The organism is Buttiauxella izardii, from assembly GCF_003601925.1.
In the GTDB taxonomy this organism is placed as follows: Bacteria; Pseudomonadota; Gammaproteobacteria; order Enterobacterales; family Enterobacteriaceae; genus Buttiauxella; species Buttiauxella izardii.
Map to the genome: position 1 here is coordinate 390,616 of NZ_QZWH01000006.1, position 21,076 is coordinate 411,691.

Here is a 21,076-nt window from a genome sequence, read left to right on the forward strand (position 1 = left end):
TCCTTCACTTGAAGTGTTTCACCATAGCCCAAAGTTTATTTCGCAGCGCGAAAATAAAGGGAGTTGCAAGTGGTTGCTGATAGCCAACCGGGCCATATCGATCAAATCAAGCAAACTAACGCTGGCGTGGTTTATCGCTTAATTGATACCCATGGGCCGGTGTCGCGAATCGATCTTTCTCGCCTGGCGCAACTGGCTCCAGCCAGTATCACGAAAATTGTTCGTGAGATGATTGAAGCCCATCTGGTGCAGGAAACGGAAATCCAGGACCCCGGTAGCCGGGGGCGTCCAGCGGTTGGTTTAATGCTGGAAACCGAAGCATGGCATTATTTATCCGTGCGCATTAGCCGTGGTGAAATCTCGCTGGGCCTGCACGATTTAAGCAGCAAATTGATTGTTGAAGATACGGTGGCGCTGCCGGTTGAAGATTCGCAGCCGCTGGTCGAGCGAATTATCGCGCAGGTTGACCAATTCTTTATCCGTCATCAGCAAAAACTCGAACGCCTCACCGCCATTGCCATCACCATGCCTGGGATTATTGATACCAAGCGTGGCATTGTGCATCGCATGCCGTTTTATGATGTTTGCGATATGCCGCTGGGTGAGATTCTGGAAAATTACACTGGCGTGCCGGTTTATATCCAGCACGACATCAGCGCGTGGACGATGGCGGAAGGGCTATTCGGTGCCTCGAAAGGTGCGCGTGATGTCATTCAGGTGGTGATTGATAATAACGTTGGCGCAGGGGTGATTACTGACGGGCGTTTGCTTCATGCGGGCAGCAGCAGTTTGGTCGAAATCGGACATACGCAGGTCGATCCCTACGGCAAACGTTGTTACTGCGGCAACCACGGTTGCCTCGAAACCATCGCCAGTATCGACAGCGTGCTAGAGCTGGCGCAGCTTCGCATGAGTCAGTCGATGGGTTCTATGCTGCATGAACAACCGCTGACGGTGGAATCCCTTTGCGATGCCGCGTTAAGCGGTGACTTATTGGCGAAAGATATCATTCTCGGCGTCGGGACTAACGTCGGCCGCATCCTTGCCATCATGGTGAATTTGTTCCATCCACAAAAAATCCTGATTGGTTCGCCACTCAACCGAGCCGCAGCCATCCTGCATCCGGCGATTACAGACTGCATCCGCCAGCAGTCGTTACCCGCCTATAGCGAACATACTTACGTTGAAAGTACCCAGTATAACCACCGTGGAACCATGGCGGGGGCAGCGCTGGTAAAAGACGCAATGTATAACGGCTCGTTATTAATTCGCCTGCTACAAGGCTAATGCCAAAAGCTTATCCACTAAAAATTGCGCTATCTCAAACTGGTCGAATCACTATTCTTTTAGACTTTCACTCCTGAATTATTCAATTTTTAATCACTTTGAGCATCACCTCGGGAGTTAGTCATGCTTACGCGTTTCTTTATAACGGGTACCGATACCGCAGTCGGGAAGACTGTGGTTTCTCGCGCTTTGTTGCAGGCTCTTGCAGCCAGCGGTAAAAGTGTCGTCGGCTATAAGCCGGTAGCCAAAGGCAGTAAAGAGACGCCAGAGGGATTACGCAACAAAGATGCGTTAGTTCTGCAAAGTGTTTCGACTGTCGACTTACCTTACGAAGCCATCAATCCCATCGCGCTGAGCGAAGAAGAGAGCAGCGTGAGCCACAATTGCCAGATTAACTATTCCTTGCTGTCAGACGGCTTACACCGTTTGACCGGGCAAGCCGATCACGTTGTGGTCGAAGGCACCGGCGGCTGGCGCAGCCTGATGAACGATTTACGCCCGTTATCCGAATGGGTGGTTCAGGAACAATTACCGGTATTGATGGTGGTGGGGATTCAGGAAGGCTGTATTAATCACGCGTTGCTGACCGCGCAGGCTATCGCAAATGACGGCTTGCCGTTGATTGGCTGGGTGGCAAACCGCATTAACCCAGGCCTTGCGCACTACGCCGAAATCATCGACGTATTAAGCAAAAAATTGCCTGCACCGCTGGTGGGCGAACTGCCATATTTGCCGCGTGCTGAACAGCGTGAATTGGGCAACTACATCGATTTATCCCGCTTTAGCGGCGCTCTTATGGTAGACCGTCTGCGGGCGTAACCAGCGCGACAGTGCAGAAGCAATCACGCACGCCAGCAATATTCCGGGGAGCAACGTAAACTCCCCGGTCATTTCACAAACCATCAGTGTAGACATAATCGGTGCATGAGTTGTGGCCGCCAGAAGCGTTGCCATACCGGTTAAAGCCAGCAAAATGGCGATGTCATCGCCACTCCACGTCCAAATCCCAAACCACTGACCGACCAGCATACCGAGCGCGGCACCGACAAAGAGTGTCGGTGTAAACACGCCACCGGGTGCGCCGGAACCGCTGCTTGCCAGCACCGCCGCCAGTTTGTAAACCAGAATCGCTGCCACAAATAGCAGCGCCGGAGGTTGCGAGAGAAACGACTGCACCACGCTGTAACCATTTCCCCAGACCAGCGGCGTAATTAGCGAAAGCAGCCCAACCAGCAAACCACCCAACGCCAGTTGCAACGGTGGCGTTAAGTGCAAACGCTGGAACAGTTTACTGCTGTGAGACATCAGCCAGAGGAACAGCGGCCCGGCGACTCCGGCTATCAAACCGAAGGTCGCCATCAGCAAATATTGGATGGGTTGCGGCGCGTTTAATGCGCGCACGGTATACAGCAGGGCTTGTTGGTCATTGAGTAAATGGGTCATCAACAAGGCGCTGACGGCGGCAATCACCACCGGGCCGAGCGAGGCGAGCATCAATGTGCCGAACAGAATTTCTGCGATAAACAGGCTGCCTGCCAGCGGCGCATGATAAGCGCTCGCCATCCCGGCGGCAGCACCGCAGGCCACCCATAATTTCCATTCATCTTTATGGGTGAAACGCTGGGCGAATACCGAAGCAAAAACGGTTGCCAGCAACACCATCGCACCTTCACGGCCAATCGCGCTGCCGCTGGCCACCACAATCAACGATGCGGCTGATTTGACCAGGCTTGCGGATACATCGAGACGTCCGTCGCCGGTTTCGATGGCTTCCATATAATCGGTGGGAGCGGAAGGGCGCTGGCGTGTGGCGCGTTGCCAACTCCATAGTAAAAATCCGGCCAGCAATCCGCCGAGGGCTGGCGTTAGCAAACGCCGCCACGAAGGCAATGCCGCCGCTGCGGCGACCAGGCTTCCGCTGTGGTCGCCTAAAAACAGGCCTTCAAGGAAATACATCGACTGACGGAAAAGCCAGACCACCACCGCTGAGGCGATGCCAATCCAGACGGCGAAAATCAGCCGTCGTAACATGCCTTTCATGTCGGGGAAGTGGTTTAAGCGGTGCATAGCCAGCATTGTAGGGTGGATACGCGCAAGCGTCATCCACCATTTGCACCATTTAATGTCGGGGGCGGCTTCGCCTTGCCCGACCTACAAACGACCACAATTATAAAGTTATCGTCATCCGGCAAAGTGAATTACGGTTGCCCGATATTCAACGCCCGACGCGTTCTGCCGGAACTCAGATAATCGGCGATGTAATCCTGCGAAATTTCGCCGCTGTAACGCCCATCTTCATCGGTAATCGGCATCCATACCATGTTGTGCTCATAGAGTTTCGACAACACAATACGCAAGTTATCTTCCGCTCGCCCGGTCACCCGGAACGGATGCAGTAAATCAGAACATGAACCCTGAGCACCACGCGCTTCCCGACGCTTCACAAAACCTAACGGCTTGCCTTCGCCATCCACTACGGTAATCGAACGCATTTCGTTGTCATCCATGGTGGCGAACGCTTCCGGCAACGGCGTGGAAGCACGGGCGGTAATCGTCGGTTGTTGATCGGTAACGTCGCCCGCCTGCACCAGCAGCAGGCGTTTTAACGTGCGGTCCTGGCCGACAAACGAACCGACAAATTCATTGGCGGGTTTCGCCAGCAGTTCATCAGGGCTGGCGCACTGCACGATTTTGCCCTGACGGAACACCGCGATTCGGTCACCCAGTTTCAGCGCTTCGTCGATATCGTGGCTTACCAGCATCACGGTTTTCTTCAACTGGCGCTGCATTTCCAGAAACTCATTCTGAATCGCTTCACGGTTAATCGGGTCGACGGCACCAAAAGGCTCATCCATCAGCAGCACCGGAGGATCTGCCGCCAGCGCGCGAATCACGCCAATGCGCTGTTGCTGCCCGCCGGACATTTCGCGCGGGTAGCGATTGAGAAACTTGTTCGGATCCAGCGCCACCATGCTCATCAACTCGCTGGCACGCTCTTTACAGCGGGCTTTATCCCAGCCCAACATGCGCGGCACCACGGTAATGTTCTCTTCAATCGTCATGTTCGGGAACAGGCCGATTTGCTGAATAACATAGCCAATATTGCGGCGCAGCGTCACGGTATCCAGCTCGTTGGTATTCTTACCGTTAATCAGAATATTGCCGCCGGTGGGTGCAATCAAGCGGTTAATCATTTTCAGCGTGGTAGTTTTGCCGCAGCCGGAAGGGCCGAGCAGCACACACATTTCGCCTTCTGGAACATTCAGGCTGACGTTATCAACGGCGTTAAACGTCTGGCCGTTTTTCTGGACGAACTGTTTGGTGAGATTTTCTAGTTTAATCATTATCGAATCCCCTTAGGAGTCAGCACCAATTGCAGGCGGTGCAATAACCAATCAAGCACAATAGCCAAAACACAAATCATGACCGCACCGGCAATCAACATGCGAATGTCGCTGCTGCCGATGCCGTTAAGCAGTAACAGGCCTAAACCGCCCGCGCCAATCACGGCGGCGATGGCCATCACGCCAATATTCATCACCACGGCGGTGCGGATGCCGCCAAAAATCACCGGCAAGGCCATCGGGATTTCGACCCAACGCAGGCGCTGCCAGAATGTCATGCCGATGCCACGCCCGGCTTCGCGTAAACCTGGCGGCAGGCTATCAAGCGCGGTATGGGTGTTGCGCACAATCGGCAGCAAAGAATAGAGGAATACGGCGGTGATGGCAGGCAACACGCCAATCCCTTGCCCAACCATCGAAAACAGCGGGATCATCAGGCCAAACAACGCGATAGACGGGATGGTCAGCACGATAGTCGCAATGCCTAAAACGGGTGTGGCGAGCCATTTGTGACGGACGATTAAAATGCCCAGCGGCACGCCAATCACAATCGCCAGCCCGACGGCTAAAAGCACTAACCACAGGTGTTGCAGCGTTAAACTGCCGAGATACCCGGCGTTATCCATCATATAATTCAACGTTTCCATGTTGCCTCCTCAGAGCAAACCTTTCTGTTGCAGGAATTCTTGCGCAACTTTTTGTGGGGTTTCATGGTCGATATCCACTTTGGCGTTCAGCGTGGAAATCACGTCGTTATTGAGTAAGCCGGAGAGGGTATCGAGCGCATCCTCAAGACCGGGATTCGCCGCCAGCGTGTCTTTGCGAACAACGGGCGTGACAGCGTAACTTGGGAAGAAGTTCTTATCGTCTTCCAGCACTTTCAAATCAAAGCCTTTCACCCGGCCATCGGTGGTGTAAATCAGACCTGCATCAACGAAGCCGTCGCGCACTGCGTTATACACAAGGCCGGGGTCCATCTGGCGAATCTGCGGCCGGTCAAGGGGCATGGTGTAGGCTTGCTGCAACGGTTTCATGCCGTCGCTGCGCCCGGCAAATTCCAGGTCCAGACCGAGCATCCAGTTATTATCCGGGTCGGTTTTGCGCACCTGTTCTATTTTTGCCACCAGTTCCGACATGGTATTGATGTTCTCGGCCTCAGCGCGTTTACGCTGCATCGCGAAAGCGTAGGTGTTGTTCATATCCGCCGGTTTCAGCCACACAAGCCCCAGTTTCGCATCGAGCTTTTTCACCGTGTCGTAGGATTCTTGCGGACTCATACGCTTGTTGATGTGGTTAAAAATAATCAGCGAGGTGCCGGTGTATTCCCAGGTCATATCCACCTGTTTGTTGATCATCGCATTACGCGAAATCACCGTGGCAATATTGGTCTGCGGCGTGATCTGGAAGCCTTTTTTACGCAGATACTGCGTGGTCATCGCCGACAAAATATGCTGTTCGGTAAAGCTTTTGGTCGCCAGTATGATTGGCTCCGCTTTGGCGGTGCCAGCCAGTAACAATGTTGCGGCCAATCCCGCAATCAGGGGTTTAATGGATTTCATTATTTGCTCCTTTTTATTGTTGTTATTTCGCTGTGTGAGGGCTTAAAACACGGCCTAAACCTGCAAGCGCAATATCAAGAATGAGGGCAAATAGCGCCGTGGCGGCTGCGCCCAAAATCAGCGTCGGGAAGTCGTTGAGGTAAATCCCCGGGAAAATCAGTTCGCCGTAACTGCTTGCGCCAATCAAAAATGCCAGCGGTGCAGTACCGACGTTTATCGCCGTGGCGATACGAATCCCCGAAAGGATGACAGGCCAGGCGTTGGGTAACTCGACCTGGCGTAGTCGCTGCCATTTCGTCATACCGATACCGTTGGCGGCTTCGATAAGCGAAGCCGGAACGCCGCATAAGCCGGAGTAGGTATTACGAACAATCGGCAGGAGCGAGGCGAGGAACAGGGCGATGATCGCTGGTTTGTCGCCAATCCCGATAAACACCATCGCCAGCGCCAGAACGGCCAGTGGCGGTAACGTATTCCCGACGTTAAAGATCTGCATCACATATTCGGCGAAGCGACGCGCAGCCGGGCGGCTTAATAAAACTCCGCTTGGAATGCCAACCAGCAGCGCCAGTGCCATGGAGCTAAACACCAAAATCAGGTGCTGTTGCCCGAGATAAAGCAAATCAACCTGACGGGCTTTGATGGTTTCGGGGCCAATTCCCCAGACCAGCAAACCGACTACCGCGACGAGCGCCAATGCACCTAAAAGTGTGCGTTTTACTAACGAAGAATTTTGCATTGCTATGCGTCTCCCTGAGTGCACGTTATAGCGACTAAAAGCCGCCTGTTGTTATGCCTTGTGTCGGCAGGGTGTTTTGACCTATAGCAACGGAGCGGGAAGGATTCCAGTTTATGGGGAAATTACCAGGCTTATGATTAGTATGGGAATTACGGCTTTGGCCTTGTGCCGCTTCGCTTGCGAGGGAAGGTAAAGAATTGTCTTAAAAATGTGATGGTTAAGTTACGTTGTAACTTTTGACGTAATGAGTGTCGGATGACGCTTCGCTTATCCGTGCTGGTGATTGGGGGGGATTTGTGGGATGGAGAAGCGGCGGGATCAATCCACCGCTTCTCAGATTCTTAGAAATGAAGCTCTTTGCTAGCGACCGGAATCAGCATCTCTTTTTGCCAGTCGGCCAGGGTAATTTGGGTCAACTCGCCCAACGCCTGGTAGAACGGATGTTCAGCATTGGCGATAAACAACTCCAGGAAACGCCCGCTCCACGGCAGAATATGCCACGCCAGCAGTTCATCAACTTTCTGCTGCAAACCTTCTTCTGCAAGCCAGGCGGTCAGCATCAACAGCAAACCGATATGATCTTCCGGTTCATTGCTTTCTTGCTCATTGGAAATGTCGTTTTTGCGCATCCAGCGGCGCAGCTCAAGCATTGAATCGCCAAACAGCACGTTTTCTTTGTCCAGATAAACCGAACCCCACGGTGACGCAGGTAAAGCGTAAGGGCCGATAAACAGGCGTTGCCACGCTTCGCTCAGTGATTCTTCTGCATAATTGAAGCCGTCGGTCATGCGCTGGGCGATTGCCGCCAGTTCTTCGTGCTGCACCGGCCATTGCTCGACCCAGGTTGGATCTTCAAGTGTGGCGTACAGCGAGGCGACATCCCGGCTTTTAGGCTCTTGATAATAAAGCGCACCCAGTACTCTTCCTGTAAGGGCGATAGTCGCCAGTCGTTGTGCGGTTGGAGACAGTGTTTGAGACATCATTCTTTCCTTGTTGCGCGGGTTAAACTAACCCGCGCATTTTGTACCAATTAACCCGCAACCGCCATGCCAACGGTCATATGCAGGCCGTAAAAGATCCCACGGCCAATACATTCACCGATAACGACCAGTATCAATCCGACGAACAAACCGAGAGTTTTCGGCGATGAACGACGCAGCAGCGGGCAAATCCAGCAGCCCAGGCCAAGCGCCGACAGCGCAATACGCCACACTTGAAGCGAGGCATAATCAGGAACCAACGCGCTCGCTTGCTGCACCGAGCTGTGAATACCCGTCAGTTCACTGCCTTGCAGCACGATAACCGCCACCGCCACAAACAGTGCCAGCACGCTCAGCGTCGCCAGTTTGGTTTCATGGAAGGATTTACCCACCGCGCGTAATAACAACGCCGCGAGCAGCGGGCCGCCCAGCACCACCGTGGTAAAGAAACTCAGCGTGGTGTAACCGTTGTGCCAGGTCGGAACGGTGTCAATCTGGTAGACACGGGTCATTGCCCAGACAAAAACCAGCCCCAGCACCATGGTCGCCGCCAGCCATACACGGCCAATCGCCACCGGCATTTTGTTCAGTACGCTGAGCAACCACCAGAAACCACCCACCGCGAAGAACACGGAACCACTGGCAATTTCATTACTGAGCGCCGATTCCCCCACGCGATTGAGCGAGTTAAATGCGCGTAGCGGCGAGCCGAGGTGCATCACTGACGCCAGAAACGCAACGCCCATAATCACCCAGATAAAGAACATGGAACGAACGACTCTTTGCTGTAACTCGCTGTTGTTGCTCAGGGAATTCCATGCCAGCCCCATCACGATAACAGCCCCAACCACGCACTGGCCCAGTACGGTAAATAACACTAACGGCCATTCATGCCATCCGCTTCCCATCTTAGACCTCCTTCGGGTTAGCCAGATAACCGGTTTTATCCCCGCAAGGACGGCTGTTGGCGTTAGGTTTAATCACAATATTTGGCTTGGTAAAATGCGCTGATGGCAGCGGGGCGATTGCCGCCTGGGTGCCATATTTTTGGCGCAGTTCCGCAATCGGAGCCATATCCAGCGCACGCAGCGGGCAAGATTCCACGCAAATCGGTTTCTTACCTTCGGCGATACGTGAATAGCAGCCATCGCATTTGGTCATGTGGCCTTTTTCGGCGTTGTACTGCGGTGCGCCGTATGGGCAGGCCATGTGGCAGTAGCGGCAGCCGATACACACGTCTTCGTTAACGACCACAAAGCCATCTTCGCGTTTGTGCATCGCACCACTCGGGCAGACTTTGGTACACGCCGGGTCTTCGCAGTGGTTGCAGGCAATCGACAAATAATATGCAAACACGTTTTGCTGCCAGACACCGTTGTCCTGCTGCCAGTCGCCGCCCGCATATTCATAAATGCGGCGGAAGCTGACATCCGGGCCTAAGTTTTTGTAATCTTTACACGCTAGCTCGCAAGTTTTGCATCCGGTACAGCGGCTGGAGTCTATGTAAAATCCGTATTGGGTGGTCATTCGCTACTCCTTACGCCTTTTGGATATCAACCAGGTTGGTATGTTGTGGATTGCCTTTCGCCAGCGGTGAAGGGCGCTGCGTGGTCAACGTGTTGATGCATGAACCGTGATCAATCCGATCTCCCGTCATGTTGGCGTCGTGCCATGCGCCCTGGCCCATAGCGGTGACGCCCGGCATGATGCGTGGCGTGACTTTTGCTGGAATGCGCAATTCACCGCGCCCGTTAAACACGCGCACCATATCGCCGCTGGCGATACCACGGGCTTGCGCATCAATCGGGTTAATCCACACTTCCTGGCGGCAGGCGGCTTTCAGAATGTCGATGTTGCCGTAGCTCGAGTGGGTGCGGGCTTTGTAGTGGAAGCCGAACATTTGTAGCGGATAGGTGCTGCGTTCTGGCGCGTCCCAGCCGTCAAAGGTGGAAGCGTAAATGGGCAGTGGGCTGATGGTTTCGTCTTTTTCTAACTCCCAACTGGCGGCGATTTGCGCAAGCTGGCTCGAGTAGACTTCGATTTTCCCCGACGGCGTTTTTAGCGGGTTGGCGTCAGGATCTGCGCGGAATTCTTTGTACGCCACGAAATGCCCGTTCGGGTCTTTACGCTTATAAATCCCCATCGCGCGCAGTTCTTCATACGACGGTAATGCGGCGTCTTTTTCCAGCATCTTCGCATAGAGGTATTTCAGCCACTCTTCCTGGGTGCGGCCTTCAGTAAACTTCTGGTAGATATCTGGCCCGAGGCGGCGCGCCACTTCGCTGGTGATCCAGTAAATCGGCTTGCGTTCAAACTTCGGCGCGGTGGCGGGCTGGATGAAAATCAGATAGCCCATATTCCCGGCGTAGTCGTTCGGGATAATGTCCTCTTGCTCGACGGTCATTAAATCAGGCAGCAAGATATCGGCGTACTTCGCCGATGAGGTCATAAAGTTTTCGATCACCACAATCATTTCGCACTGGCTGTCGTCTTGCAGAATGTCGTGGGTTTTATTGATGTCGGAATGCTGGTTGATAATGGTGTTACCGGCATAGTTCCAGATGAACTTAATCGGCACATCCAGCTTATCTTTACCGCGTACACCGTCTCGTTTAGCCGTCATTTCCGGGCCACGAGCGATGGCATCCGTCCAGCTAAAGCAGGAAATCTGCGTTTTCACCGGGTTGGTCAGCACCGGCATACGTTCGATGGTGATGGTGTACGTGGATTCGCGCGCGCCGCTGTTGCCGCCGTTCACGCCGACATTCCCGGTCAGAATCGGCAACATGGCGATGGCGCGAGAGGTTAGCTCGCCGTTGGCCTGGCGCTGTGGCCCCCAACCCTGAGCGATATACGCCGGTTTGGTGCTGCCAATTTCACGCGCCAGTTTGATGATTTTATCCACCGGAATACCGGTAATCGCCGACGCCCACTGCGGGGATTTTTCTACGCCGTCATCGCCCTGGCCGAGAATATAGGCTTTGTAATGGCCGTTAGCCGGTGCACCTTCCGGCAGCGTTTTTTCGTCATAACCGACGCAGTATTTATCGAGGAACGGCTGATCGACGAGGTTTTCGCTGATCAATACGTGGGCCAGACCGGCAACCAGCGCGGCGTCCGTTCCCGGGCGAATTGGCAGCCATTCATCCTCACGTCCGGCGGCGGTATCGGTGTAGCGGGGATCGATAACGATCATCCGCGCATTCGAGCGTTCGCGAGCCTGTTCCAGATAATAAGTAATCCCACCACCGCTCATACGCGTTTCGGCGGGGTTATTCCCGAATAACACCACCAATTTGCTGTTTTCAATATCGGAAGTGCTGTTGCCGTCGTTGCTGCCGTAGGTGTACGGCATGGCGCAGGCAATTTGCGCGGTACTGTAAGTGCCGTAGTGGCTGAGGAAGCCGCCATAGCTGTTCATCAGGCGGGCAACCAGGGAAGCGTAAGGTGAGGAACGCGTAATGTTGCCGCCAACAATGCCCGAGGTGTAGTTGATGTAAACCGCTTCGTTACCGTGCTTTTCCACCGTGCCTTTCAGGCTTTTGGTGATGGTATCGAGCGCTTCATCCCAGGAAATGCGTTCGAACTTCCCTTCACCACGCTTACCTACGCGTTTCATCGGGTAGTTCAGGCGTTCCGGGTGGTTTATACGACGGCGAATCGAGCGTCCACGCAGGCAAGCACGCACCTGGTGATCGCCATAAATATCATGCCCGGTATTGTCGGTTTCAACCCAGGTGACTTCATTATCCGTGACGTGCAAACGCAAAGCGCAGCGACTGCCGCAGTTCACGGAGCACGCGCCCCAGACCACTTTCTCTTGTTCTGTACTTTGGTTTACGGCAGCGCCGACAGCGGTCGCCGCAGCACGCAAGCCAAAGGGCAGTGATATTCCACTGACCGCAACAGCCAGCCCACCAATGGCGCTGTTTTTCATCAGGTTTCGACGGGTGATTCCATCGGGGCAATTTTGGTTCGACATAACTCACTCCATGACGTGTCATCTCAGGTCGGGATGTCATTGTTGTTATTGTTTTAGGTGTAATGACGGTGTGCGAAATATTGCTTAACAAGCGAATATTATCGTCGGCAATGAGTTTTACTCATTTAGGGGTAGAGTTTGTTAACACGGGTCAAAGTTAGTGCGGACTTTTGAATGAAAGTTGACTTGTATGGTGCAGGGGGAGAGGCGGGGCTGTTATGCCCCGTTTGAAAGTTTACTGCGGCTCAGTCTGTGTTCCATCCTGAGTGGTACTGCCGCTGGCCGGATTGTTACCGCTGCTGGTACGGGTATAGAGGATTTTCTGCGTATCATTGGCGCAGTGCCCAACCACTTGTGCATCGGGTTGGTCGGCCTGATCGTTTGGAACAATCGTCAAACTAAATCCCGACTCCGGGACGCCGTTGTTAATGATCTTTTGCTGAATGTCGGCCTTAACTTTATCGCATGATGTCTGCGCGGCGAGCACTGGCGTGGTCGCAATTAATAGACATACACCCAGCCAAATCGAGTGTTTCATGATCTCTTCCTTATGTTGAGAGTGCCATTAAAGAATAGTCGCATTAGTGTAAAGCGCTGTATTTGCTTATATCATGAATGTTACCTATCAAGTCGATGACAGGATTTACGTGAAGAAAATCATTATCCTCTGTGCGCTGGCGGTGTCTATTGCCGGGTGTGACAATCAGAACAATACCCTTTCATACACGCCTGAAATGGCGAGTTTCTCGAACGAATTTGATTTTGACCCGCTGCGTGGGCCGGTCAAAGATTTCAGCCAGACGCTCATCAATGAAAAGGGCGAAGTGATTAAACGCGTGGTGGGTCTGGTATCGGAAGAAGGGTGTTTCAACGAGCTCGAATTTCACGATCTGGAAAACAATTCCGGAGCCACGCTGGTGCTGGATGCCAATTATTATCTTGATGCTGTGAGCCGTGAAAGGCGCGTCAAACTCCAGGGGAAATGCCAACTGGCGGAGTTGCCCGGTGTGGCGGTGACTTATGAAACGGACGACAATGGTTTTGTAGTCGCGGCACATGGCGAAGGCACATCCATCACATATCAATATGACGCTGATGGCTATCCGTTAGGTAAAACTACCAAGGCAAAAACCGACACTCTGGCCATCACCGCGAAAGCGGGCAGCGACAATAAGAAAAAACTCGACTACACCTCTGAAAGCACGCTTAACGGCAAAGCTATCGCGATGGTGAAACAAACCTGTGATTACGACGGCCATTTCAACCCGCTGGAGTGCGTGCTGAGTATCACCGATGAAAGTGTCAAACCGCCAAAAATGGAAAGTTACACCATTAAAAACAACATCAATTATTATTGATCATCAGCCTGTTAAGGAAACCGGATGAACTGGTTACAGCGTCTTAAAATTGATACTTTCTTGCTGGTGATGATCGCGGTGGTGGTGGTCGCGTCGCTATTCCCCTGCGAAGGCGTGGTCAAAACTGCGTTTGAATACCTGACCACGGCGGCTATTGCACTGCTGTTCTTTATGCATGGTGCCAAGCTCTCGCGCGATGCGATTGTTGCTGGTATCGGGCACTGGAAATTACACCTCGTGGTGTTCCTCAGCACCTTTGCGCTGTTCCCGTTATTGGGGCTGGCGATGGGTTTTCTCTCGCCCGCTATTCTTAATCAGCCGCTGTATATGGGCTTCCTTTATCTTTGTGCGTTACCGGCTACCGTGCAGTCAGCCATCGCGTTTACGTCGGTTGCGGGCGGCAACGTCGCAGCAGCGGTGTGTAGCGCTTCGGCTTCCAGCATTCTGGGGATTTTCCTGTCGCCGGTTTTGGTCGGTGCGCTGATGAACACCCAGGAAGGCTCCACCGACACGTTGCATGCGATTGGTAAAATTGTGCTGCAACTGATGGTGCCGTTTGTGGTGGGGCATTTATCGCGCCCGTTGATTGGCCGCTGGGTCGATAAACATAAAAAGTTGATCAGCCTGACCGACCGTTCGTCCATTTTGCTGGTGGTGTATGTGGCATTTAGCGAAGCGGTGGTGGAAGGGATCTGGCATCAGGTTAATGGCTATTCGCTGCTGGCGGTGCTCGGTTGTTCGATTGTTTTGCTGGCGATTGTGCTGGTGATCAACACCTGGGTTGCGCGCTTGATGGGCTTTAATACCGCCGACGAAATCACGATTGTGTTTTGCGGCTCGAAGAAAAGTCTGGCGAATGGCATACCGATGGCGAACGTGTTATTCCCGGCAAGCGCTGTGGGCATGATGGTGCTGCCGCTGATGATTTTCCATCAGGTGCAATTGATGGTTTGCGCGGTGCTGGCGCAACGTTATGCGAAGAAAACAGCGAAGGAAAAAAGAGCGCTTGAGTCAGTTTCCTGACTCAAGCGTGGAGAAGATTAAGCGGCGCGAACTTTAGCGATCAGCGCCTGCTTTTCTGCATCAGACAGGAAAGCGATTTTCAAACCATTCTCTTGTGCGGTGCGAATCTGCGCCGTACTCAAACCCGCCTGCGGTGCGGCAACTGTGTATTCATGAATAATATCAATCCCCTGAACCGCCGGGTCATCGGTATTAATCGTCGCCAGCACACCATGATTCAGGAAAGTGATCAGCGGGTGTTTATCAAGAGAAGCGACGGTGCTGGTCTGAATATTCGACGTCAGGCAAGACTCAATCCCGATACCGTGTTCAGCCAGGAAATCCATCAACACCGGGTCTTCAACGGCTTTCACACCGTGGCCGATACGTTTTGCGCCTAGTTCACGAATCGCCTGCCAGATGCTTTCCGGGCCTGCCGCTTCACCTGCGTGAACGGTAATGTGCCAGCCCGCGTCACGCGCACGGTTGAAATGGTTGAGGAACAAACTGCCTGGGAAACCTAACTCATCGCCCGCAAGATCAAGCGCGGTAATTGAATCGCGATGGGCGAGCAGCGCTTCGAGTTCAGCCAGGCAAGCGGCTTCACCAAACGTACGGCTCATAATGCCAATCAAACGCGCTTCAACACCAAAATCGCGGCAACCCTGGCGCACACCTTCGATAACCGCTTCTACCACGCCTGCAACGGGCAGGTTATGGTTCATCGCCATATAGCCTGGCGAAAAACGCAATTCGACATAATGCAGGCCGTTACGCGCCGCATCTTCAATGTTTTCCCACGCCACGCGCCGGCAGGCATCCAGGTCAGCCAGGACTTTCACGCCCCAGTCTAGCTTTTGCAGGAAGCTCACCAGGTCAGGCGCGGTTTCGACAACTTGTACATGTGGACGAAGTGCTTCAAGGGAATCTGCCGGAAGCGGCAAATTAAACTGGCGGCCGAGGTCAAGGATGGTTTGTGCACGAATATTGCCATCAAGGTGGCGGTGCAAATCAGTTAACGGCAGGGTGGTATCAATCATGGTCGCACTCTTTATTTTGATTTAAGTGCGTAACAGTATAAAAACAAACGCACCTAAATAGCTACGTTGCGCAAATAAAAAGGGGAGTTTCCTCCCCAGTATTCGGAAAAAGCTATTGCAACGACTTAATGGCCGCAATCAGGCGTTTAACGCCTTCTTCAAGCTTAACGCGTGGGCAACCGGCGTTGAGGCGTACAAAGCCTTTCCCTTCTTCGCCATAAGTATATCCCGGCATAATCGCCACTTTTTGCTGCTCGATCAGCGCTTTTTGCAGTGCATTGTCATCAATGCCCAGCGGGCGCAAATCAATCCATGCCAGATAGGTGGATTCTGGCGGCTGCCAGTTTAGTTGCGCAAACTCGCTGTTTAACGCATACGCCACATAGCGAAGATTGCTTTGCAGATATCCGCGTAGCTCATCTAACCACGCAGCCCCTTCCTGATAAGCGGCAATATGCGCAACGACCGCAAGAATTGCGGGGGAGGAAAGCCCGTCCTGGCCTTTCAGCACGCTCAGGTATTTCTGGCGTTCATCGGCATCGTTAATCAGGCCGTAAGCGCCGGTTAATGCTGGAATGTTGAAACTTTTGGAACCGGAAGTGAACAGCGCCCACTGGCCTTTGCCGACTTCATTCCATGGTGTGTGTTGGTGGCCTTGCCAAATCATATCCATATGGATTTCATCGCTGATCACCCGCACGCCGTGGCGTTCGCAAAGCGTCGCCATGGTGTCGAGCTCCTCGCGCGTCCACACTTTACCGGTTGGGTTTTGCGGGCTGCACAACAGCATGATTTTGCATTCAGGCTTTGCCAGTTGCGCTTCAAGTGCGGCCATATCGCACATCCAGTGACCGTCAGTTTTATGCAGCGGCGCACTAAATACCTGGCGCTGATTACCTTCAATCGCTTTATAAAATGCGTCATAGGCTGGTGTGTGGATAAGCACCGCATCGCCCGGCTCTGACCACTGGCGAATCAGCTGCGAAACCATGTAGATAACCGACGGGCCATACACCACGGATTCTTTATCAATCACGCTGTTAAAACGAACGTTGTACCAGTGAGCAATCGCGGCCAGAAACTCGTCATTCTTCCAGCGGCTGTAACCTAATACGCCGTGAGATAAACGTTTTTGCAGAGCTTCAAGAATGACCGGAGCGGTCGGGAAATCCATATCGGAGATAGTGAAGGGCAGAAGGTCGGCGGCACCAAAGCGGTCTGCGACATAATCCCACTGGGTACACCAGGTTCCGTGACGGTCAACGGGGGTGGAGAAATCGAACATATCACCTCGCAACAATATCATCTTGCAACAAAGGGCGCCGCAGCGCCCATTGTGATTTACGCCTGAGCTGTTTGCATCAGATGCGCCATTTCATCTTTCACCGACTGGACCTGCGGCCCAATCACCACTTGCAGATTATGCTGGTTAAGTTGCACCACACCAATTGCGCGCAGATTTTTCAGTGCGGCACTGTCTACCAGAGCCATATTTTTCACTGACATACGCAGACGCGTGATGCAGTTATCGAGAGAAACGATATTCTCGGCACCGCCCAGGGCTGCGAGCATGGCGGGAACATTGTAACCCGATTTACCCACCTGGCCGGCAATCGCTTTCTCAACGCTGGTGGTGTTATCGATATCACGACCTGGCGTTTTGATGTTGAAGCGGGTAATGGCGAAGCGGAAAATTGCGTAGTACGCCGCAAACCAGATAGCTGCAACCACTGGCACCATATACCATTTTGTTGCCAGACCGTGCAGGATACCAAACACCACGAAGTCGATAACGTTGCCATCGGTATTGCCGATTGTCACGCCCAGAACAGCCATGATGGTAAAGCCAAGGCCGGTCAACAACGCGTGGATAACATACAGAACCGGAGCCACGAACAGGAACAGGAACTCAAGCGGTTCAGTGGTGCCGCCAATAACACACGCGATCACACCAGAAATCAGCAGGCCTTTAATTTTATGACGGTTTTCTGGGCGAGCACAGTGGTACATCGCCAGTGCCGCACCCGGTAAACCACCAAGGAACGCAGGCATTTTACCCTGAGACAGGAAGCGCGTCGCACTTTCAGAGAAACCATGCACGCTTGGGCAGCTTAATTGCGCCTGGAAGATAGTCAGTGCGCCGCTGACGCTATGACCACACACATCCATTGTGCCGCCTGCATCGGTAAAGCGAATCAGCGCAACGAGAATGTGGTGCAAACCGAACGGCAGCAATAAACGCTCGCCGGTACCGAAGATCATCGGGCCGAACATCCCGGCGCTGTTGATCATGTTACCCAGTGCGTTGATCCCTGCGGCGAATACCGGCCAGATTAATGGAATAACCAGACCGACCAGACCCATCACCACTGTGGTGATAATTGGTACAAAGCGGGTGCCGCCAAAGAACGCCAGCGCATCTGGCAGACGAACATTGTGGAAACGTTCGTGAAGCAGGAAAACGATAATCCCGACAATCACCGCGCCCAAAATACCGGTATCAATAGATTGAATACCCAGAATATTTTGAATGTTGTTGGCTTTCAGAATTGCTGCATCAGTGGTCGGCAGAATGCCTTTTGCGGTTAACCAGAAGTTCACCGCCAGGTTCATTACCGCGTAACCGACAAAACCGGCAAACGCGGCAACGCCTTTGTTCTCACGCGCCAGTCCCAGCGGGATGGCGATACAGAACATGATAGGCAGGAAGCTAAATGCAAATGAACCGACTTTACCCATCCAGATGAAGATCAGTTGTAAAACGGGATTACCTAAAGCCGGAAGTAACGTAACAACATCGTGGCTGCTCAGCGAGCTGCCGATACCGAGCATGATGCCGCAGAACGACAGCAGTGCCACAGGCAACATAAAGGTTTTGCCAAGGTTTTGAAAAAACTCCCAAAGCGTAATTTTTTGTGGTGTATTAGCCGCCATAACGACTCCTTTAACCCTGGTTAATAAATGAGTAGTGTTACAAATCGAAGCGGATGATAAAACGTTTTACCAACCTTTATTGCGCTATAGCTCACAGATCCAAAGCTCGGTACAGTGCTTAATATATTCATAAGGGTTAAACGTTTTACCTACTAATTTGCCTCATGGAGGATTCGTCTGTCTTATGACGACTCAGGAAAAGAAAATAACCATTCACGAAGTTGCTGAGGCCGCAGGGGTTTCTGTTACGACAGTTTCTCTGGTACTTAGCGGTAAAGGTCGCATCTCTCCGGCGACCGGATTACGCGTGAATGAAGCCATCGAAAAGTTAGGTTTCGTGCGTAATCGGCAGGCGGTTTCCCTGCGTGGTGGGCAAAGCGGCGTTATCGGCTTGATCGTGCGCGATCTGTGCAATCCTTTTTATGCGGAGCTGACGGCGGGCCTGACGGACGAGCTGGAAAAGCAGGGCAAATTATTGTTCCTGACCCAAAGCGGCGCGCAAGGGCAACATATGCAGCGCTGCTTTGACATGCTGGTGGCGCAAGGCGTGGATGGGATTATCGTTGCGGGTGCGGCAGGACAGGGCGCGGATATGCGCGCCATTGCTGAACAAAAAAATCTGCCGCTGGTGTTCGCTTCCCGCGCCAGTTATCTCGACGAGGCCGATATCATCCGCCCCGACAACATGCAGGCCGCACAGCTTGTGACCGAGCACTTAATCAAACGAGGGCATCAGCGCATTGCGTGGCTGGGCGGCGACGGCTCGTCATTAACCCGCGCCGAACGCGTCGGTGGCTACTGTGCCACGCTGTTGCAATACGGTTTGCCGTTCCACAGCGAATGGATTATTGAATGCGAGCCGAGCCAGAAAAAGGCCGCAGATGCGATCACTACGTTGCTACAACATAACCCGACGATCACCGCCGTGCTTTGCCACAACAGCACCGTGGCGATGGGGGCCTGGTTCGGATTACTGCGAGCGGGGCGGCAAAGTGGGGAAGGCAGCATCGACAGCTATTACGACCGCCACGTCGCGCTGGCCGCTTTCGCGGAAGTAATGGACGACGAACTGGATGATTTGCCGCTTACCTGGGTTTCGACGCCCGCCCGTGAAATCGGGCGCAGTGCGGGGCAGCGAATAATCAAGCGAGTGCAAAACGATAACGAAGAAGCGCGTAGCCAGATTATGCCCGCTCGGCTGGTGGTTCGGGCGAATTAAAAAAGCCTCCCGTGTGGGAGGCTTCTTCAACAATCAACGATCAATTTACTGCTGAGGAACAGCCGGAACAGCCGGAACAGCTGGCTCAGCCGGTGCTTCCAGTTCAGGCGCTGGAGCTTCTTCCTGTGCATCCGGTGCCGCCATACCAAACATGCCTAACAGCTGGCCGATAGGCATTTTCTGGCCGTTTAGCGTCACCTGGCCGTTGGAGTATTGCAGGCTGGAAACCACTTTGTTGTCTTCCATGGTGGTCACGCGGAACATTTGCCCCATCGCCGCCAGGCCTTTGATTTGCTGGTCAGCCAGTTTTGCCGCTTCTGCTGGCTGGTAGCCTTCGAGCTGTGCAACTTGAGTCATCAATTCAGTCGCCATATCCACTGGAATCACCAGTTTGCTATCCAGCGATTTCACCACGCGATCAAGTTGTTCTTCAGGCGTGGCTGGTTCGCCAGTCGCTTGCGCCGGATCTTTCAGGAACAGCGACAGGTTAAAGGTGCTTTCGCCTTTGGCGTTTTTCCAGCTCAACGGCGCAACGGTAATGACCGGGTCACCTTTCAACAGAATCGGCAGGTTGGCGGCAAACAGCTCAATAATGCGCTGCTGATAGGCTTCCGGGTTTTGTGCCAGAGCAGGATCAGCCAGCAGTTTTTGCGATTCAACGTTATATTTCTGGCTGAATTCGTGCACCGCTGCGCCGTCAAGATTACCGACTTTGAGCGTCAATTTTCCGCTGCCGATATCTTTGTTCTGCACTTTCAGGGAGTTCAGCGTGTAATCGATTTGGCCAGAAAGATGTTTTTTATCTTCCTGCACCTCAGATTTCGCATTGATATTTAAGCCTTCCAGCACCGCCATTTCTTTGCCTTCAACAGAAATAGCTAACTTCTCAATAGACGCTTTTTGGTTACCGATGCGCTCGATAAATTCGCTGCGCGCGCTGTCGCCTTCGGTTTTGATACCGTTGAAGGTCATCTGCACATGCTGGCCGTATTCGTTAACGGTATTCACCAGCCCGCTTTGCGCTTCACCGCTGACGGAAATTTTGTCACCCTGGCCATCAACATCGGCCTTGAACTGACCGCCGCTGAACGCCACTTTCTCTTCGCCTTTTTCGTAATTCAATGGCAGCAGGCCAATGTCGGACGAGGTGTCGCCGTTGTAGCCAATACGCGTTTGAGCATCAATAAAGGACTGGCCTTTTGCAATATCAAACAAAGGTTTAGTGGTTGGGTTATTCACAAGCGTAGTGTGAACCGATGCCATGGAAGGAATCAGATTGAATTTTTTAAGCTGAGCGAACGGGAACGGGCCGTGATCGATGGTTTCATTGAATACGATGCTTTGATCAGGCTTCAGAATCGCGCTCGTTTTCCCTGCGGTGGGTTTTACAATCAACTGCATCGAACTGTGGAACAGGCCGCGATGATAATCCTGGTAGCTCAGCGTTAAGCCAGCTTCCGGAGAGGCTTTGTTCAATTCGGCGTTAGCATTACTCACCATTTCAGCCATGCGCCCTTCGAGCTGCTTTCCGGTATACCAGGCTGTGCCTGTCCACACCACGCCCAGAGCCACAATAACACCTACAGCAACCAGTGATTTTTTCATTCTGTGATAGTCCATATTAAGTGCACC

General features: G+C 53.0%; 19 protein-coding genes. 5 read left to right on the forward strand and 14 right to left on the reverse strand.

Features of this window, described 5'->3' with window-relative positions; genetic code table 11:
• Positions 1–69: 69 nt before the first annotated feature.
• Positions 70–1,287 carry a sugar metabolism global transcriptional regulator Mlc gene (gene mlc, locus D6029_RS05005; protein ID WP_120063696.1) on the forward strand — a complete coding sequence of 406 codons (1,218 nt, stop codon included), beginning with the start codon at positions 70–72 and terminating at the stop codon, positions 1,285–1,287.
• Positions 1,288–1,410: 123 nt separating this feature from the next.
• Positions 1,411–2,106 carry a dethiobiotin synthase gene (bioD, locus tag D6029_RS05010; RefSeq protein WP_120063697.1) on the forward strand — a complete coding sequence of 232 codons (696 nt, stop codon included), beginning with the start codon at positions 1,411–1,413 and terminating at the stop codon, positions 2,104–2,106.
• Here the strand turns inward: bioD and clcB are convergent.
• From clcB to D6029_RS05060, 10 genes are all read right to left on the reverse strand, one after another.
• The gene (clcB, locus tag D6029_RS05015) at positions 2,059–3,354 is read right to left on the reverse strand and encodes a voltage-gated ClC-type chloride channel ClcB (protein ID WP_120063764.1); all 1,296 of its coding nucleotides are present in this window, start codon (positions 3,352–3,354) and stop codon (positions 2,059–2,061) included. The genes bioD and clcB overlap by 48 nt on opposite strands.
• 131 nt (positions 3,355–3,485) lie before the next feature.
• Positions 3,486–4,631 carry an osmoprotectant ABC transporter ATP-binding protein OsmV gene (osmV, locus tag D6029_RS05020; protein WP_120063698.1) on the reverse strand — a complete coding sequence of 382 codons (1,146 nt, stop codon included), beginning with the start codon at positions 4,629–4,631 and terminating at the stop codon, positions 3,486–3,488.
• Positions 4,631–5,278 carry an osmoprotectant ABC transporter permease OsmW gene (gene osmW / locus D6029_RS05025; RefSeq protein WP_034495020.1) on the reverse strand — a complete coding sequence of 216 codons (648 nt, stop codon included), beginning with the start codon at positions 5,276–5,278 and terminating at the stop codon, positions 4,631–4,633. Before osmW ends, osmV begins: the two co-directional genes overlap by 1 nt.
• 9 nt (positions 5,279–5,287) lie before the next feature.
• Positions 5,288–6,190 (reverse strand): osmoprotectant ABC transporter substrate-binding protein OsmX, encoded by a 903-nt coding sequence (gene osmX / locus D6029_RS05030; RefSeq protein WP_120063699.1) that lies wholly within the window; start codon positions 6,188–6,190, stop codon positions 5,288–5,290.
• A 22-nt stretch (positions 6,191–6,212) separates the two neighbouring features.
• Positions 6,213–6,929 carry an osmoprotectant ABC transporter permease OsmY gene (osmY, locus tag D6029_RS05035; protein WP_120063700.1) on the reverse strand — a complete coding sequence of 239 codons (717 nt, stop codon included), beginning with the start codon at positions 6,927–6,929 and terminating at the stop codon, positions 6,213–6,215.
• Positions 6,930–7,270: 341 nt separating this feature from the next.
• A complete protein-coding gene (gene dmsD, locus D6029_RS05040) occupies positions 7,271–7,909 on the reverse strand; it encodes a Tat proofreading chaperone DmsD (protein WP_120063701.1) in 639 nt (212 codons plus the stop codon).
• 50 nt (positions 7,910–7,959) lie between these two features.
• A complete protein-coding gene (locus D6029_RS05045) occupies positions 7,960–8,817 on the reverse strand; it encodes a dimethyl sulfoxide reductase anchor subunit family protein (RefSeq protein WP_120063702.1) in 858 nt (285 codons plus the stop codon).
• 1 nt (position 8,818) lies between these two features.
• Positions 8,819–9,436 (reverse strand): DMSO/selenate family reductase complex B subunit, encoded by a 618-nt coding sequence (locus D6029_RS05050; protein ID WP_120063703.1) that lies wholly within the window; start codon positions 9,434–9,436, stop codon positions 8,819–8,821.
• 10 nt (positions 9,437–9,446) lie between these two features.
• Positions 9,447–11,891 carry a selenate/tellurate reductase subunit YnfE gene (gene ynfE / locus D6029_RS05055; protein ID WP_120063704.1) on the reverse strand — a complete coding sequence of 815 codons (2,445 nt, stop codon included), beginning with the start codon at positions 11,889–11,891 and terminating at the stop codon, positions 9,447–9,449.
• A gap of 235 nt (positions 11,892–12,126) precedes the next feature.
• Complete coding sequence (locus tag D6029_RS05060; RefSeq protein ID WP_034495027.1) at positions 12,127–12,429, reverse strand: DUF1161 domain-containing protein; 303 nt, start codon at positions 12,427–12,429, stop codon at positions 12,127–12,129.
• Between the two features lie 109 nt (positions 12,430–12,538).
• On the opposite strand from D6029_RS05060, the gene D6029_RS05065 reads away from it, so the two are divergent.
• Together D6029_RS05065 and D6029_RS05070 are read left to right on the forward strand one after the other, a co-directional pair.
• On the forward strand, positions 12,539–13,249 hold the full coding sequence (locus D6029_RS05065; protein WP_120063705.1) for a YnfC family lipoprotein: 711 nt from the start codon (positions 12,539–12,541) through the stop codon (positions 13,247–13,249).
• A 24-nt stretch (positions 13,250–13,273) separates the two neighbouring features.
• A complete protein-coding gene (locus tag D6029_RS05070) occupies positions 13,274–14,272 on the forward strand; it encodes a bile acid:sodium symporter family protein (RefSeq protein WP_120063706.1) in 999 nt (332 codons plus the stop codon).
• 17 nt (positions 14,273–14,289) lie between these two features.
• Here the strand turns inward: D6029_RS05070 and add are convergent, their stop codons facing one another.
• From add to malX, 3 genes are all read right to left on the reverse strand, one after another.
• Positions 14,290–15,291 (reverse strand): adenosine deaminase, encoded by a 1,002-nt coding sequence (add, locus tag D6029_RS05075; protein WP_120063707.1) that lies wholly within the window; start codon positions 15,289–15,291, stop codon positions 14,290–14,292.
• Between the two features lie 112 nt (positions 15,292–15,403).
• Entirely contained in the window at positions 15,404–16,576 is a 1,173-nt protein-coding gene (locus D6029_RS05080; protein WP_120063708.1) for a MalY/PatB family protein, read from the reverse strand.
• 56 nt (positions 16,577–16,632) lie between these two features.
• Entirely contained in the window at positions 16,633–18,225 is a 1,593-nt protein-coding gene (malX, locus tag D6029_RS05085; RefSeq protein WP_120063709.1) for a maltose/glucose-specific PTS transporter subunit IIBC, read from the reverse strand.
• Between the two features lie 184 nt (positions 18,226–18,409).
• Between malX and D6029_RS05090 the strand changes: the two genes are divergently transcribed.
• On the forward strand, positions 18,410–19,444 hold the full coding sequence (locus D6029_RS05090) for a Mal regulon transcriptional regulator MalI (RefSeq protein ID WP_120063710.1): 1,035 nt from the start codon (positions 18,410–18,412) through the stop codon (positions 19,442–19,444).
• 45 nt (positions 19,445–19,489) lie between these two features.
• Here the strand turns inward: D6029_RS05090 and D6029_RS05095 are convergent, their stop codons facing one another.
• On the reverse strand, positions 19,490–21,049 hold the full coding sequence (locus D6029_RS05095; RefSeq protein ID WP_120063765.1) for a YdgA family protein: 1,560 nt from the start codon (positions 21,047–21,049) through the stop codon (positions 19,490–19,492).
• Positions 21,050–21,076 lie beyond the last annotated feature (27 nt).